14 protein-coding genes are annotated in these 14,902 nt (G+C 70.4%); 8 read left to right on the top strand and 6 right to left on the bottom strand.

Annotation, left to right across the window (positions count from 1 at the left end):
* Positions 1 to 412 precede the first annotated feature (412 nt).
* From AC07DW_RS05755 to AC07DW_RS05745, 3 genes are all read left to right on the top strand, one after another.
* A complete protein-coding gene (locus tag AC07DW_RS05755) occupies positions 413 to 1,519 on the top strand; it encodes a LacI family DNA-binding transcriptional regulator (RefSeq protein WP_478856339.1) in 1,107 nt (368 codons plus the stop codon).
* A gap of 232 nt (positions 1,520 to 1,751) precedes the next feature.
* Positions 1,752 to 2,843, top strand: a complete 1,092-nt coding sequence (locus AC07DW_RS05750; RefSeq protein WP_478856338.1) for a metallophosphoesterase — start codon at positions 1,752 to 1,754, stop codon at positions 2,841 to 2,843.
* Positions 2,844 to 3,003: 160 nt separating this feature from the next.
* A complete protein-coding gene (locus AC07DW_RS05745; protein ID WP_478856337.1) occupies positions 3,004 to 3,828 on the top strand; it encodes a hypothetical protein in 825 nt (274 codons plus the stop codon).
* Positions 3,829 to 3,922: 94 nt separating this feature from the next.
* On the opposite strand, the gene thiC is transcribed toward AC07DW_RS05745, so the two are convergent.
* A complete protein-coding gene (thiC, locus tag AC07DW_RS05740) occupies positions 3,923 to 5,704 on the bottom strand; it encodes a phosphomethylpyrimidine synthase ThiC (RefSeq protein WP_478856336.1) in 1,782 nt (593 codons plus the stop codon).
* A 199-nt stretch (positions 5,705 to 5,903) separates the two neighbouring features.
* On the opposite strand from thiC, the gene AC07DW_RS05735 reads away from it, so the two are divergent.
* Positions 5,904 to 7,238 (top strand): YibE/F family protein, encoded by a 1,335-nt coding sequence (locus tag AC07DW_RS05735; RefSeq protein WP_478856335.1) that lies wholly within the window; start codon positions 5,904 to 5,906, stop codon positions 7,236 to 7,238.
* Between the two features lie 103 nt (positions 7,239 to 7,341).
* On the opposite strand, the gene AC07DW_RS05730 is transcribed toward AC07DW_RS05735, so the two are convergent.
* The 4 genes from AC07DW_RS05730 to AC07DW_RS05715 all read right to left on the bottom strand — a co-directional run bounded on the left by AC07DW_RS05730 (position 7,342) and on the right by AC07DW_RS05715 (position 9,701).
* Complete coding sequence (locus AC07DW_RS05730) at positions 7,342 to 7,776, bottom strand: SsgA family sporulation/cell division regulator (RefSeq protein WP_478856389.1); 435 nt, start codon at positions 7,774 to 7,776, stop codon at positions 7,342 to 7,344.
* Positions 7,777 to 7,926: 150 nt separating this feature from the next.
* On the bottom strand, positions 7,927 to 8,691 hold the full coding sequence (locus AC07DW_RS05725; RefSeq protein WP_478856388.1) for an IclR family transcriptional regulator: 765 nt from the start codon (positions 8,689 to 8,691) through the stop codon (positions 7,927 to 7,929).
* A gap of 281 nt (positions 8,692 to 8,972) precedes the next feature.
* A complete protein-coding gene (locus tag AC07DW_RS05720) occupies positions 8,973 to 9,185 on the bottom strand; it encodes a DUF5326 family protein (RefSeq protein WP_478856387.1) in 213 nt (70 codons plus the stop codon).
* A gap of 198 nt (positions 9,186 to 9,383) precedes the next feature.
* A complete protein-coding gene (locus AC07DW_RS05715) occupies positions 9,384 to 9,701 on the bottom strand; it encodes a cupin domain-containing protein (RefSeq protein WP_478856334.1) in 318 nt (105 codons plus the stop codon).
* A 51-nt stretch (positions 9,702 to 9,752) separates the two neighbouring features.
* Between AC07DW_RS05715 and AC07DW_RS05710 the strand changes: the two genes are divergently transcribed.
* The 4 genes from AC07DW_RS05710 (at position 9,753) to AC07DW_RS05695 (ending at position 13,024) form a co-directional block, all read left to right on the top strand.
* On the top strand, positions 9,753 to 10,133 hold the full coding sequence (locus tag AC07DW_RS05710) for a phage holin family protein (RefSeq protein ID WP_478856333.1): 381 nt from the start codon (positions 9,753 to 9,755) through the stop codon (positions 10,131 to 10,133).
* A gap of 116 nt (positions 10,134 to 10,249) precedes the next feature.
* Complete coding sequence (locus tag AC07DW_RS05705) at positions 10,250 to 11,371, top strand: cystathionine gamma-lyase (RefSeq protein ID WP_478856332.1); 1,122 nt, start codon at positions 10,250 to 10,252, stop codon at positions 11,369 to 11,371.
* A 215-nt stretch (positions 11,372 to 11,586) separates the two neighbouring features.
* Positions 11,587 to 12,483 carry a LysR family transcriptional regulator gene (locus AC07DW_RS05700; RefSeq protein ID WP_478856331.1) on the top strand — a complete coding sequence of 299 codons (897 nt, stop codon included), beginning with the start codon at positions 11,587 to 11,589 and terminating at the stop codon, positions 12,481 to 12,483.
* Between the two features lie 61 nt (positions 12,484 to 12,544).
* Positions 12,545 to 13,024 (top strand): NUDIX domain-containing protein, encoded by a 480-nt coding sequence (locus AC07DW_RS05695; RefSeq protein WP_478856330.1) that lies wholly within the window; start codon positions 12,545 to 12,547, stop codon positions 13,022 to 13,024.
* A gap of 58 nt (positions 13,025 to 13,082) precedes the next feature.
* On the opposite strand, the gene AC07DW_RS05690 is transcribed toward AC07DW_RS05695, so the two are convergent.
* Positions 13,083 to 14,816, bottom strand: a complete 1,734-nt coding sequence (locus AC07DW_RS05690) for a globin domain-containing protein (RefSeq protein ID WP_478856329.1) — start codon at positions 14,814 to 14,816, stop codon at positions 13,083 to 13,085.
* Between the last annotated feature and the right edge of the window lie 86 nt (positions 14,817 to 14,902).

The raw sequence follows: 14,902 nt of genomic DNA, 5'->3' as shown, positions 1-14,902 counted from the left end.
TACGTACCACCAATACTGCTCACCATATGAGGATTCCGTCCCGCTGCGAATGGCCGATCTCTCACCCGCCCCTTCCCCCGGGTCCCGGCGGGTCGCCGGCGGCGTCGTGACGCGGCTCCGCGCGCCCTCGCTTCCCCGGCGTGAGGTCCCGGGGGAGCGCTCCCCCGGGTGGCGCGCGCCCATGGCTCGCGCCGTGGCGCGCGTCCCCCGTAGAGGTGAGTTGAGACCTCTTCGCAACCTCGTCCATTTGGCAGGCCCATGCGCGCCGACAACTCGCGGCAGTAAGTGAAATACCCCAACTACCTTGGTTTCCACGGCCATTCAGGGGTGGCGACCGTGCAGAAACGTGCCTGTCAACAAGTGAATATGCGAACGGCCCAACCGCCCGACATCGCCCTACTATCGGCTCGCCATGACAGCAGCAGGGAAGCACCAGGTGAGCCGGGCACAGACCCGGGGAAGCCGGCAAGGGCGAGCGGGCATCCGGGACGTGGCCGCCGCAGCCGGGGTCTCCATCACGACTGTCTCCGACGCGCTCAACGGCAAGGGCCGGCTCCCGGACGCCACCCGCCGCCATGTCCGCGAGGTCGCCGACCGGCTGGGCTACCGCCCGTCCGCCGCGGCCCGCACGCTCCGTACCGGCAAGTCCGGCCTCATCGGCCTGACCGTGACGACCTACGGGGATGAACCTTTCACCTTCACCGAGTTCGCGTACTTCGCCGAGATGGCCAGGGCCGCCACCTCCGCCGCGCTCGCCCGCGGCTACGCCCTGGTCATCCTGCCCGCCACCTCCCGCCATGACGTCTGGTCGAACGTCGCCCTCGACGGCACCGTCGTCATCGACCCCTCCGACCACGACCCGGTCGTCACCGAGCTGGTCCGCCAGGGCCTGCCCGTGGTCTCCGACGGCCGCCCGGCCGGCACCCTCCCGGTCACCGCCTGGGTGGACAACGACCACGAGGCCGCGGTCCTCGACCTGCTGGACCACCTCGCGGCCGCCGGCGCCCGCCGCATCGGCCTGCTCACCGGCACCACCACCGACACGTACACACGTCTGTCCACCACCGCGTACCTGAACTGGTGCGAGCGGGTCGGGCAGGATCCGGTCTACGAGGCCTACCCGGCCCACGACCCCTGCGCCGGAGCGGTCGCCGCCGACCGGCTGCTGGCCCGCCCCGACCGCCCCGACGCGGTGTACGGGCTGTTCGACCCCAACGGCACCGACCTGCTGGCGGCGGCCCGGCGCTACGGCCTGCGCGTACCGGAGGACCTGCTGCTGGTCTGCTGCAGCGAGTCGACCGTCTACGCCGCCACCGAACCACCCATCACCACGCTCTCCCTCAAACCCCGCCGGATCGGCACCGCGGTCGTCCAGCTGCTCATCGACGCCATCGAGGGCATCGACGGCGACGGGCCCGTCCAGCAGGTGATACCGACCGAGTTGATCGTCCGGACGTCGTCCCAGCGGCGGCCCCCGCGGACCACCGTCAGCCCTCCGCGATCCCCCTCCCAGGAGTGACCGGCACGTGGTGCCCGTCGGCGACGGGCACCACGTGTCGGTCAAGGGCGAGGGCATACTTCCCCAATTGGGGAAGAATCGACCGGTGAACCCGAGGCGCACCCGGATTCACCACCCCTGGTGCGTCACACAGCACAGGGCTCATTCCTATGATGGGCGGACGACACCGCGGACCGCCCCGACCAGGCCGGTCCGCCAGGTGTAGGGCGTCGCGACGGTGGTGGAGGGGTCGATGACTCAGGGGGCCGGTCAAGGACCCGTGGTGCGGACGGCGACGTTGCGCGACTTCCGCGTACCGCCGTACGCCCAGGTGCCCGTACAGGCTCAGTCCGCTCATGCCGCGCACCCGGGCAGCGCGTTCCCCGAGGGTGAGCTGCCCGAGGGGTACACGCCGACCGAGCGCGATCTTCCGGTGATCAACCGCGGCGACACCGTCCAGGTGTCCGTCGGCCCCGACCAGGCGCCTGTCCCGGCCCCGGCGGCGGCACCTCTACCGGAGAGCGGGCCGGGCCCCCTGTACGTGGTGGGCGACGTCCACGGGTACCTCGACGAGCTCCTCGCCGCCCTGCGCCAGCAGGGACTCATCGACACCGAGGGGCGCTGGGCGGCGGGCAACGCCCGGCTGTGGTTCCTCGGCGACTTCACCGACCGCGGCCCCGACGGCATCGGCGTGATCGACCTGGTCATGCGGCTCTCCGCCGAAGCGGCCGCAGCCGGCGGCTACTGCAAGGCCCTGATGGGCAATCACGAGCTGCTGCTGATCGGCGCCAAACGGTTCGCGGACACCCCCGTCAACTCGGGCGCCGGCACGGCCACCTTCCAGGCGGCCTGGCTGCTCAACGGCGGCCAGAAGAGCGACATGGACCGTCTTCAGGACGTCCACCTCCAGTGGATGTCCCGGCTGGACGCCGTGGTGGAGGAGGACGGGCACCTGCTGGTGCACTCCGACACCACCGCCTACCTTGACTACGGATCCACCATCGAGGACGTCAACGACACCGTCCACGAGATCCTCACCCGCAACGACGCCGACGAGTGCTGGGACCTGTTCCGCAAGCTCACCAAGCGCTTCGCCTTCCGGGACGAAGCCGGGTCCACGGCCGTGCAGGAACTGCTGGCGGCCTACGGTGGCGAACGCATCGTGCACGGCCACAGCCCGATTCCGTATCTGCTGGGCGAGGTCGGGTCGGAGGACGGCGAGGACGGCGGCGGCCCGACGGTCGAAGGACCGCACGTGTATGCGGACGGTCTGGCGATCGCCATGGACGGCGGTGTCACGATGGCCGGAAAGCTGCTGGTCGTTCAGCTCCCCCTGCCCCACTGAGGCATAACGCAGCGCAGTCGGACCAGGCGATTTCCGGAATTCCCCTGTCACCCCTTGCCGTGCCCGCTCTACCATCGGTATTTCCTTAGCAGGCTCTCCTCCGTTTCTGCCCGACTACCCGTTCCACACGGGCGAACCGGGTCCTACGGAGCATCGGGGGATGCAGATGAAAAGCGCTCCGCACCTGCTGACCGAGGACCGCGCCGAGTACGAGCGGGTCCTCGACGACGCACTGCGCACCGCGCACGACCGTCCGGAACTCGCCGGCGTCGGGCAGCGGCTCAACAACGAGCAGCTGCGCACCATGGCGCTGAACGCGACCGCTCTCATATCCGCGACCGCCGCCGCGGAGTACGACCACTACGTCAAGGTGCGCGAGGAGTCGCGCGCCTCGGGCGGGGTGTCCGCGATCGACACCGTCCTGGCCTCACCGGGTGACGAGACCGACGACGGGCCGGGTGCCGGGGTCGGTGTCATCGTCACCGTGCTGGCGCCGGTCCTGGCCGGCACGGCCGCCGTCATCTTCCTGCTGGTCGGCTACGTACTGAAGATGCTCGACCCGGCGCCCGCCTTCGCGGACTCGCTGCTGGCGGCGGGATGGTTCTTCGGAGCCGTCACAGCGGCCGGCATTCTCGCCGCCGCGATCGGCCTGCTGGTCACCGCGGTGCGTAACGGCTCCACCCAGGTGCCGGCTCAGGAGGCGGGGGACGCGCTACCGGACGAGGTCGCCCGCGCGCGGGAGGCGTGGCGCCACGCCCTGCTGGAGCGGGGCATCCTGCCGTTCCTGCGGGACGCGCTGGCGGACCCCAGTGCGGACCCCCTCTCGGCGGTGCCGCCCCATCACGTCGGCCGTTTCCCGAAGATGGGATACAGCGGACCGGAGTTCTCAAGCCCGAGCGAGGGCGGCACCGGCTCCCGCCCCACCTTCACCAGCCCCGACTTCAGCAGCCCGGACTTCGGAGGCCCGGAACACCGGCCCGATTGAGTTCTCCCCCCGTCGCGCACCCGGACGAGCGCCTGTTTCACGTGGAACGAACAGACGTTTCACGTGAAACAGGCCGGCGCTCCATGGGCGGCGGTCAGTCCGCCAGCGGCAGATAGACCCGGTTGCCCGCCGCGGCGAACTCCTTGGACTTCTCCGCCATGCCGTCCTCGATCTCCCGCTCCTGCAGATCACCGCCGTGCTCGCGCCGGATGTCCTGCGAGATCTTCATCGAGCAGAACTTCGGCCCGCACATCGAGCAGAAGTGGGCGGTCTTGGCCGGTTCGGCGGGCAGCGTCTCGTCGTGGAACTCCCGCGCCGTGTCGGGGTCCAGCGCCAGGTTGAACTGGTCCTCCCACCGGAACTCGAACCGGGCGTCCGACAGCGCGTCGTCCCACTCCTGCGCTCCCGGGTGGCCCTTGGCGAGGTCCGCCGCGTGCGCGGCGATCTTGTAGGTGATGACGCCGGTCTTCACGTCGTCCCGGTTCGGCAGGCCCAGGTGCTCCTTGGGCGTGACGTAGCAGAGCATCGCCGTGCCCCACCAGGCGATCATCGCCGCGCCGATACCGGAGGTGATGTGGTCGTAGGCCGGAGCCACATCGGTGGTCAGCGGGCCGAGCGTGTAGAACGGGGCCTCCTCGCAGATCTCCTGCTGGAGGTCGATGTTCTCCTTGATCTTGTGCATCGGGACGTGCCCAGGGCCCTCGATCATGGTCTGTACGTTGTGGCGCTTGGCGATCGTGTTCAGCTCACCGAGCGTCCTGAGCTCCGCGAACTGGGCCTCGTCGTTGGCGTCCGCGATCGATCCGGGCCGCAGCCCGTCGCCCAGCGAGTACGTCACGTCGTACGCGGCGAGGATCTCGCAGAGCTCCTCGAAGTTCTCGTACAGGAACGACTCCTTGTGGTGCGCCAGGCACCACGCCGCCATGATGGAGCCGCCACGGGACACGATGCCGGTCTTGCGCCGCGCCGTCAGCGGCACGTACCGCAGGAGCACACCGGCGTGCACCGTCATGTAGTCGACGCCCTGCTCGGCCTGCTCGATGACCGTGTCCTTGTAGATCTCCCAGGTCAGTTCCTCGGCCTTGCCGTCGACCTTCTCCAAGGCCTGGTAGAGCGGCACGGTGCCGATCGGCACGGGCGAGTTGCGCAGCACCCACTCGCGGGTGGTGTGGATGTTGCGGCCGGTGGAGAGATCCATGACAGTGTCGGCACCCCAGCGGGTGGCCCAGGTCATCTTCTCCACCTCCTCCTCGATGGAGGAGGTGACCGCCGAGTTGCCGATGTTGGCGTTGACCTTCACCAGGAACCGCTTGCCGATGATCATCGGCTCGATCTCCGGGTGGTTGACGTTGGCCGGCAGAACGGCCCGGCCGGCCGCGATCTCCTCCCGCACCACCTCGGGGGAGACGTTCTCGCGGATCGCGACGTACTCCATCTCCGGAGTGATCTCGCCCCGGCGGGCGTACGCCAGCTGCGTCACCGCCTGGCCGTCGCGGCCCCGGCGGGGCTGGCGCGGGCGGCCGGGGAAGACGGCGTCGAGGTTGCGCAGTCCGCCACGCGGCGAGGTGTGCTTGATCCCGTCGTCCTCGGGGCGGACCGGGCGACCCGCGTACTCCTCGGTGTCGCCGCGGGCGATGATCCAGTTCTCCCGCAGCGGCTCCAGGCCGCGGCGTACATCGGTCTCGACGTTCGGGTCGGTGTACGGCCCAGACGTGTCGTACAGCGTCACGTCCTTGCCGTTGGTGAGGTGCACCTTGCGGACCGGCACCCGGAGGTCGGGGCGCGAGCCCTCGATGTACCCCTTGTGCCAGCCGATGGACTTTCCGGCCTCGTCGCTCTGGTTCGAGGCAGGCGTGCGTGCGTCCTGAACGGTCATCGTGACCTACTCCCTACGCCGGCATTACCCGGTAACAGGTTCGGCGGTCGACGCAGCCGTTTCCGTACCCTTCGTACGGATGTCAGCGCCCTCTCAGCCCGGTGCTCCGAGCTCCCGCGTGTGCAAAGGTGCCACCACGCTAGCGCCATCCCGGCCGCGCTGAACAGAGGGCCCCGGTCGTTCTTGCGATGATCGGTCGGTGACTTCCTCGCAGCAGTCCCCCGAACCGACCGGACAGGCACATGGTCATACCCATAGCCATGGCCACAGCCACGGCCCCGCGGCTCCCGTCTCCAAGCACCTGCGCAAGGTCATCGCCGCGGTCCTGATCCCCTTCGCGACCGCGGTGCTGGTCGGCCTCGGCATCCTGTGGCCCGGCGGCGCCCCCGAACACGAGCGGACCGGTGTCGGCTTCGACCGGCAGACCGAGCAGGGGACGGTGGTCCGGGTCGACCGGGTGGACTGCAAGGACGTGAACGCCGCGCAGGTGCCGCCGACCGGTGACACGACCACGCCCGAAGGGCGCGAGGCGGTCAACGCCCAGCAGGGGCAGTGCGCGAAGGCGACCATCGAGGTCACCACCGGAGGGGACAAGGGCCGCACGTTCGTCGAGATCGTCCAGCCGGACGCTCCGCGTCAACTGGCGAAGGGTCAGGGGGTGGTGGTCGCGTACGCCCCCGACGCCCCTCGTGACCTGCAGTATTCGGTCACCGACGTGAACCGCAAGGTGCCGATGCTGCTACTGGCCGGCATCTTCGCGCTGGCCGTGGTGGCGGTCGGCCGGATGCGTGGCGTGATGGCCCTGGTCGCGCTGGCGGTCAGCTTCGCCGTCCTGACCCTGTTCATCCTCCCCGCCATCCTCCAGGGCTCCAACCCGCTGGTCGTGGCGGTGGTCGGCTCCAGCGCGATCATGCTCATCGCGCTCTACAGCTGCCACGGACTGACCGCGCGTACCTCGGTGGCCGTGATCGGCACGCTGATCTCGCTGCTTCTGATCGGCCTGCTGGGCTCGCTGTTCATCGGCTGGGCCTCGCTGACCGGCAACACCGACGACAACACGGGCCTGATCCACGGCCTTTACCCGAACATCGACATGTCCGGTCTGCTGCTGGCCGGGGTCATCATCGGTTCCCTCGGCGTCCTGGACGACGTGACGGTGACCCAGACGTCGGCGGTGTGGGAGCTGCACCAGGCGGACCCACGGATGGGGCCGCGCGCCCTGTACCGCGCCGGCATCCGCATCGGCCGCGACCACATCGCCTCGGTGGTGAACACCCTGGTGCTCGCGTACGCGGGTGCGGCGCTGCCCCTGCTGCTGCTGTTCTCGATCGCGCAGAGCAGCGTGGGGACGGTCGCCAACAGCGAGTTGGTCGCGGAGGAAATCGTGCGGACTCTGGTGGGTTCGATCGGTCTGGTCGCCTCGGTGCCGGTGACCACCGTGCTGGCGGCCCTGGTCGTCTCGGCCGACCGGCCGGGTGCCGCGCCGGCGACGGCCGTACGCGGGGGCGGACGGGGCCGGCGGCGCAAGAAGTAGACGCCCCGGACGGCCCGACACCCCGGACGACGCGGGCCGTGCCGCCCACGGCGAACGGCCGGTCCGGGGTGCCGCACGGTGCGCCGGACCGGCGCCGTCGTCGTCAGCCGGCGTTCTCCTCCGCGAGGATCCGGCCGAGGGCCTCTTCCAGGTGCTCCTCGAAGTCCCCGAGCGTGCGCTCCTGCCCCAGCGGCACCAGCTTGTCGGTCCGGTCGAGGAAGGCCACCAGGGGCGGCGCGCTGGACCGGAACAGCGCGCGGTCGCCGCCGACCTGCAGCTGGATGCTGACGTCCGACAGGTCCTCGGGACCGGTCGGAGAGATGTGCACATCGCCGTCGCCGCTCGGTCCGTTGATGCCGTCCAGCAGCAGCTCTCTTCCGAACGTCCAGGTCACAGGCGCATCGCCGGGGAGATGGAACGTCATCCGGACAGCGAAGGGGTCTTTGGTCTCGTACCCCAGCTCAACCGGAATCCTGAAGGAAAGCTCCTCGGAGACGACGAAGCTCATCAGGACTTCGGCCTGGACCGACTCGCGCATCATGTACCCCGCAATGGATGAAGCAGTGGTGAACAACGGCTGATGAAGATCGGTGAGGAAAGCGGCTGGAAAAATCGGCCAGTAATGATCCCTACTGACCTCTTGACGTAATCGTCCTGTAAGCACTACAGGATCACAAGGAGTGAGTTTTCAGATACTGATAGAGAAAGCAAGCGAGTTGAAGAGCTCTCCCACCTCCTGGCGGAGTCGACCGACTGCCGGCAGCAACCGTTGCTCCTGGTGGGAGGGTACGGAAATGGCCATCGTGGCGGCGGCGGAACCCGCCGAAATGGGGATGGCCGCACAGACCGTACCGAGCGCGTACTCCTGACGTTCGACCACCGGCCGGGTGCGCTCGGTGGTCCTCAGCCGGGCCAGCAGCGTGCGCCCGTCACGGACGGTGTACGGCGTGATGGGCTGGACGGGGTGGCGGTCCAGGTGGTCCCGGCGGTCCCGCTCGTCGAGCTGGCTCAGCAGGCACTGGCCGATCGCGTGGGCGTGGCCGGTCTCGCGGAAGTCGGCCCACTCGTCGACGGCGGGCGCGGTGGGCGTGTCGGCGACCGAGACGAGTTCGATCTCACCGTCCCGGTACACCGCGAAGTACACCGGGACGCCGATCGTGTCGCGCCAGTGCGCGAGAGAGTTCTCGATCTTGCTGCGACGATTCTGCAGAGCTTCGCCACGCGTCAGCCGCCCCACCGCGTCACCGAGGACGAACAGCCCCTGCTCCCTGCGCAGATAGCCCTCGTACGTGAGCGTACGCAGCAGGTGGTACGCCGTGGGCAGCGGCAGGCCCACCTCACGCGCCAGCTGCTTGGCGGGGGCGCCGTCGGCATGCGATCCGACGGCTTCCAGCAGCCTCAGCGCCCGCTGCACGGAGGCGATCAGGGTGGGGGGAGGGGTCGAGGGAGAGATCGAGGGAGGGGTCGCGGTTCGGGAAGGGGTACGGGAATGCGGTGCCGTGGCCAAAGGTCACCCCCAGGCGATTCGCCCCGTACAGTCATACAAACCGCTGGTAGGGCGTGAGTAAACCCCTTGAATCCAAGGGCAGTGGAGACTCGCCACTCTAATGGCAGCCTCCGTTCGGGGTGAGGTTTCGCCGGGGTCGTTCCCCCGCCCGGGCTAACAGCCGGGTGCCCGGCCGGGCAGGCGGACGAGGTCTTCGTACGCCTGTCTCAGTACGGCCTCGGAACGGGTCACCAGTCCCCGCGCGACGACGACGAGGACATGAACTTCCGCACGACGTAGATCAGTCCACCGACGAGCACCGCGAACACGAGCACCTTGAACAACAGCCCGATCAGCACGCTGATCACCGTCCCGATCAGGCCGCCGAACACCACCAGGGCGATGACAGGTATGGCGATCCACTTCACCCACCAGGGCATCCCCGCGAGAACGTTCCGAATCGCCGCCATTGTCCCTACCTCATCTCCGGTGACACGTCCTGCCGTTCGACACCCTCGATGCTAGGTGCCGGAAGGCCGGACGGACGCTCCGGCAGCCCCCGCTTCCCCCTGATCCTCCCCCTAGGGTGTATCGACCCGCGGGGTTGTCCACCCGGGTCGGTACACCCAGGGGGCCCCGGCCCCGCCGGGCGCCGGCGGTCAGCTCTCCGGAGGAGAGAAGACCACCATGACCCGCAGGTCCTCGGTGATGTGGTGGAACTTGTGCGGCACCCCGGACGGTACGTAGACCACGCTCCCCCGGCCCACCTGCGTCGTCTCCGTCCCCACCGTGATCGACGCGCGTCCGCTGACGACGAAGTACACCTCGTCCTCCTTGTGCGGCCGCTGCGGGTCGAGCTGCCCCGCGTCGAGCGCGTAGAGGCCCACCGACATGTTCCGTTCACGCAGGAACTGCAGATACGCGCCGTCGTTGGCGGCGCGTTCCGCCTCCAGCTCGTCCAGTCGGAATGCCTTCATCGCCCGTCCGTCCCTGCGCTCGGTCCTGTCACGTCTGCCACGATCAGACACATGATGAATTTCCTCGTCAAGACGATCGCGAACGCGGCCGCCCTGGCCGTGGCGATCTGGCTGCTCGCCGACATCACCCTGACCGGTGACAGCACCGGCAAGAAGGCCCTGACCCTGGTCCTGGTGGCGCTGGTCTTCGGCATCGTGAACGCCCTCGTCAAGCCGATCGTGAAGCTGTTCACACTGCCCCTGTTCATCCTCACGCTCGGCCTGTTCACACTGGTGGTCAACGCTCTGATGCTGTTGCTCACCTCGTGGCTGGCCGACAAGCTCGACCTGAACTTCCACGTCGAGGGCTTCTGGACCGCCGTACTGGGTGGCCTGATCATTTCCGTAGTGTCGTGGGCGATGAACGTGGTCCTCCCGGACGGCAGGGACTGACGCCTGCGGGTCCGGTGGGTCCGGTGGGTCCGGTCGGACCGATGGGGTCCGGCGGGTCCACGAGGATACGGTTGCCGCGGTCCTGCGACCCGGCGGAGTCCGAAGGAGCGTGCCGCATGACATGGGGCGAGGGGACGAGGGTGGTGCGGGCCGGGCTGCCCGAGCCGAAGGCCTACGAGCCGACCCTCCCGGGGCCGGTGTTCGCCGCCCACTACCACCTGCCCGGCGAGCCGACCGGCCCGTACACGTACGGGCGGGACGAGAACCCGACCTGGACGCACCTGGAGCGGGCCATCGGCGAGCTGGAGGCGCCGGGTGGGGCGGATGTCGAGACGGTCGTGTTCGCGTCCGGGATGGCCGCCATCTCCTCCGTCCTGTTCTCACAGCTCAAGGCGGGTGACGCGGTCGTCCTGCCGGCCGACGGGTACCAGGCGCTGGCGCTGGTGCGCGAGCAGCTGGCGGCGTACGGGATCGAGGTGCGCACCGCGCCGACCGGTGGCGACGCGCAGCTGTCGGTGCTGGGCGGGGCACGGCTGCTCTGGATCGAGACGCCGTCCAACCCGGGCCTCGACGTCTGCGACATCCGGCGTCTGGTGGCCGCCGCCCGCACGGAAGGCGCGCTGGTCGCGGTCGACAACACCCTCGCGACCCCCCTGGGGCAGCGCCCGCTGGAGCTGGGCGCGGACTTCTCCGTGGCCAGCGACACCAAGGGGCTGACCGGCCACGGGGACATCCTGCTCGGGCACGTGACCTGCCGCGACGCCTCGCTGGCCGGCTCCGTACGGCGCTGGCGCAAGATCGCCGGGGCCATTCCGGGCCCGATGGAGGCCTGGCTCGCCCACCGGTCGCTGGCCACGCTCCAGCTGCGGGTCGACCGGCAGTGCGCGACCGCGCTGGCTCTCGCCGAGGCGCTGTCGGCCCGCGACGACGTCTCCGGGCTGCGGTACCCGGGGCTGCCCGGCGACCCGTCGCACACGGTGGCGGCCGGGCAGATGCGGCGCTTCGGGTCGGTCGTCTCCTTCGTCCTGCCCGACCGCGAGCGGGCGGAGCGCTTCCTGGACGCGCTGCGGCTGGTGGACGACGCGACCAGCTTCGGCGGGGTGCGCTCCACGGCCGAACGGCGCGGCCGGTGGGGCGGGGACGCGGTGCCCGAGGGCTTCGTCCGGTTCTCGGTCGGGGCGGAGGACGCCGAGGACCTGGTGGCGGACGTGCTGCGCGCGCTCGACCGGGTGCGCTGAGCCCACCGGGTACGACGAACGGACGGTCCGAGCCTCCCCCCTCATGGCTCGGACCGCCCGCGCTTCCGGCGGATGACCGCGTGCCCAAGGCTAGTTGACTCTGTGTCAGTGTCCAATCACGGTAACGACAGAGACCTATCGACTTATTTATAGTTGGACGGTCGGCCCTGAGGCACCGTCAGCCGGACGTGGCCGGGGGTGGAGGGGGGAGGCACATGGATCTGGCGTTGCTGCGTACGTTCGTCACCGTGCACCGGGCCGGCTCCTTCACCCGCGCCGCCGCCCTTCTGGGCCTCTCGCAACCCGCTGTCACCAGCCAGATCCGTACGCTGGAACGCCAGTTGGGCCGCCCGCTCTTCCTGCGGCAGGCCCGCGGCGTCACCCCGACGACCATCGGTGACGAGCTCGCCCAGCGCGCCGCACCGCACCTGGACGCGCTCGTCGAGATCGCCGAGGCCGGTCTCGACGACGAGTCCGGAGTACGCACCCTCCACCTGGCCGGTCCGCCCGAGTTCACCTCCGTGCGCGCCCTGCCCGCCCTCACCGGGCTGGTATCCCAGGGCCTCGCGGTGCGCACGTCGCTGGTCTCCGCCGCCGAGGAGGTACTCGACGGGCTGGCCGCCGGCCACCACGACCTGGCCATCGCCACCGCCCGCCCCCGTGGTGGGCTGCTCACCGCGACACCGCTCTGCGACGAGGAGCACGTGCTGGTCGCCTCCCCGCGCTGGGCCGCCCGGCTGGCGCCGGGCGTCCTGCTGCGCCGGGGCGCCGTGGTGCTGGAGCAGCTGCCGGTGGTGGAGGTGCACGAGTCGCTGCCGTTCGTCGCGCGCTACTGGGCGGCCGTCTTCGAGTCCAAACCGGCCGCCGCGGCCACCGTCATCGCGCCGGACCTGCGCGCCGTCCTGGAGTCGGCCGCCTCGGGCGCCGGGCTCGCCGTACTGCCCCGCTACCTGTGCGAGGACGCCCTGGCCGACGGCCGGCTGGTAGCCCTGCTCGATCCGCCGGTACCGCCGCTGCGCACGTATTTCGTGGTCGTGCGCGCCGGCACGCTGTCCCTGCCGCACGTCGCGCGGGCGCACGAATCCCTGTTGCGCGCCGCGACGGACTGGTGACCACCCGAGGCCGGGGTGCCCCCGGGGTTTCAGAACGTGCGCCACGGGCCATTTTCAAGCCATGACCGAACGTCCAGTGGTCAAGCGCACCGCACGCGCCATCCTGCTCGACGGCGACGACCTCGTCCTGATCAAGCGGACGAAGCCCGGCATGGATCCCTACTGGCTCACACCGGGCGGCGGGGTCGAGCCGGATGACGCCACGGTGGTCGACGCGCTCCACCGGGAGGTGCACGAGGAACTGGGCGCCAAGATCATGGACGTGGTGCCGTGCTTCGTCGACACGGTCGAGCACATCGTGGACGGTGGCGTCTCGGGCGTGAAGGTCCAGCACTTCTTCGTCTGCCGGCTGGAGTCCATGGACCTCGCGCAGCGGCACGGACCGGAGGTGGACGAGCCGCTCGGCGAGTACGAGATCGTGCGGGTCCCCTTCAGCCGGGTCGGTATCGCCGCGGTCCACCTGGTGCCGCTGTCGCTGCGGCACTACCTGGACGGGAACATCGAGGGCGTGCGGGCGATGCACGCCCCCGACCTGGGCTAGGAGGGCCCCGACCGGTGTTCCGGGTCCCCCGGACGGTCCTCCGGGTGCCCGGACGCCCCTAATCGGCCGCCGCCACGAGTTCCTCCAGCGAGTCGTGGCGGATCCGCTCGTAGGGCACGCCGACTCCTCGCAGGGCGTCGACCCCGCTGCGGATCATGCCGACCGGGCCGGAGAGGTAGGCGTCGTACTCGTTCCAGGGGCCGTACTCGCGCACCACGTCCGGCAACTGCGTCTTGCCGTCGATCATCGCGCGCACCTCCAACCACGGATGCGACTGCTGGAGCCGCAGCATGGTGTCGATCTCGTACAGGTCGTTATCGGTCCGGGCACCGTAGAAGACCTCGACCGGGCGCCGCGCTCCGTGCTCGGCGACGTCCTCCACCAGCGCCTTGATGGGCGCTATACCGGTGCCGCCGCCCACGCAGAGGAGCCCGTTGTCGGTGGTGTGGTCGACGGTCATCGATCCGGCGGGCGGCCCCAGCCGCAGTACGTCGCCGGGGCGGGCGTGGTGGACCAGGGCGTTGGACACCCAGCCGGCCGGGACGGCCTTGACGTGGAAGGACAGCAGGCCGTCGGAGCGGGGGGCGGAGGCGAAGGAGTAGTGCCGCCAGATCCGCGGCCACCACGGGGTCTCCAGGCTCGTGTACTGCCCGGCCAGGAAGGGGTACGGCTGGTCGGGGCGGACCGTGATGACCGCGATGTCGGGCGTTCTCAGGTCGTGCGACACCACCTCGGCGTGCCACCAGGCCGGTGCGTGCCGCTCGTTCTCGGCAGCCGCGTCGATCATGATCTGGGAGATCGTGGTGTACGTCCGGACCCAGGCGGACTCGGTCTCCTCGTCCCAGGTCGTGGTCGCGTAGCGGCTGAGTGCCCCGATGAGCGCCTCACCGACGGCCGGGTAGTGGGACGCGTCGGTGCCGTACTTGCGGTGGCCGCGCCCGAGGTGCTGGAGATACCCGGTGAGCATCGCGGCGTTGTCCATGTGCTCGGCCGCGGTCAGCAGCGCCTTGAGGAGCCGGTCGCGCTGGGCCTCCATCGCCGCGGGGAACAGGGCGCGCAGCTCGGGGTTGCGGGTGAAGAGCAGGGCGTAGAAGTACGAGGTGACTTTGTCCGCCACGGGTCCGATCTCGCCGAGCGTCCGCCGGACCCGTACCGCGTCGGACGATCCGGACTCCGTGGCCGCGGTGTCGGCGGTCGGGGTCGCGGCGGTCGCGGGGCGGGGCGGCGCGGCGGGGGGCTCGCGGGGCGGGACCGGGTCCTGGCGGGGGGCGGGCCGGGGCCGGGGGGCGGGCCCCTGGCTGTCCGGGGCGACCGGGTGGCGGCCGCCGCCCGTTTGCTGGAGCCCCTCCCCGTGGCCGGTGGGCCCGTCGTACGGAGTGGTCCGCTGCTCGGGCCCGTGGGGAACCTCGGACGGGGCGCCCTGGGGCGCGGGGGCGGTGGGCCGGTCGGCGGGCCGCTCACGGACCGCGCGCCCCGAGCCGTCCGGCCACGGGGCGGCGGGCGGCGCGTGGGTCGCCGCGTCGGGCACCCGCGGCGCCGAGGTCATGTGCGGCTCGGCCGTACGCGCCGCCCCAGCGGCACCGACCATGCGTATGGAGGTCAGCGGCCGGCGCTGCCCGGCTATGCGCTCCTGGCTTCCGTCCGCGGCCTCACGGCCGCCCGCCTCGCGCTCCGCCCGCTCTCCGTCGGGAGACGTCGCGGGCTCGGTCGGCCTATCGGTGACCGGCTTGCGCGGGGTGAACCAGCCACCCCCTCCGCCGCTGTCGCTCGACGTGCCGTTATCGGCCGACATGGTGGTCGGAGCGTCCATAGAGTGCCTCGCCTCGAACATCTCTCGGTCGGTCTGTGCACTTCCGCCGGCCCGGAAGGTGCCTCAAT

The sequence above is a fragment of the Streptomyces sp. NPDC045701 genome, from assembly GCF_056432045.1.
This window is presented reverse-complemented; position numbering and strand designations above follow the sequence as displayed.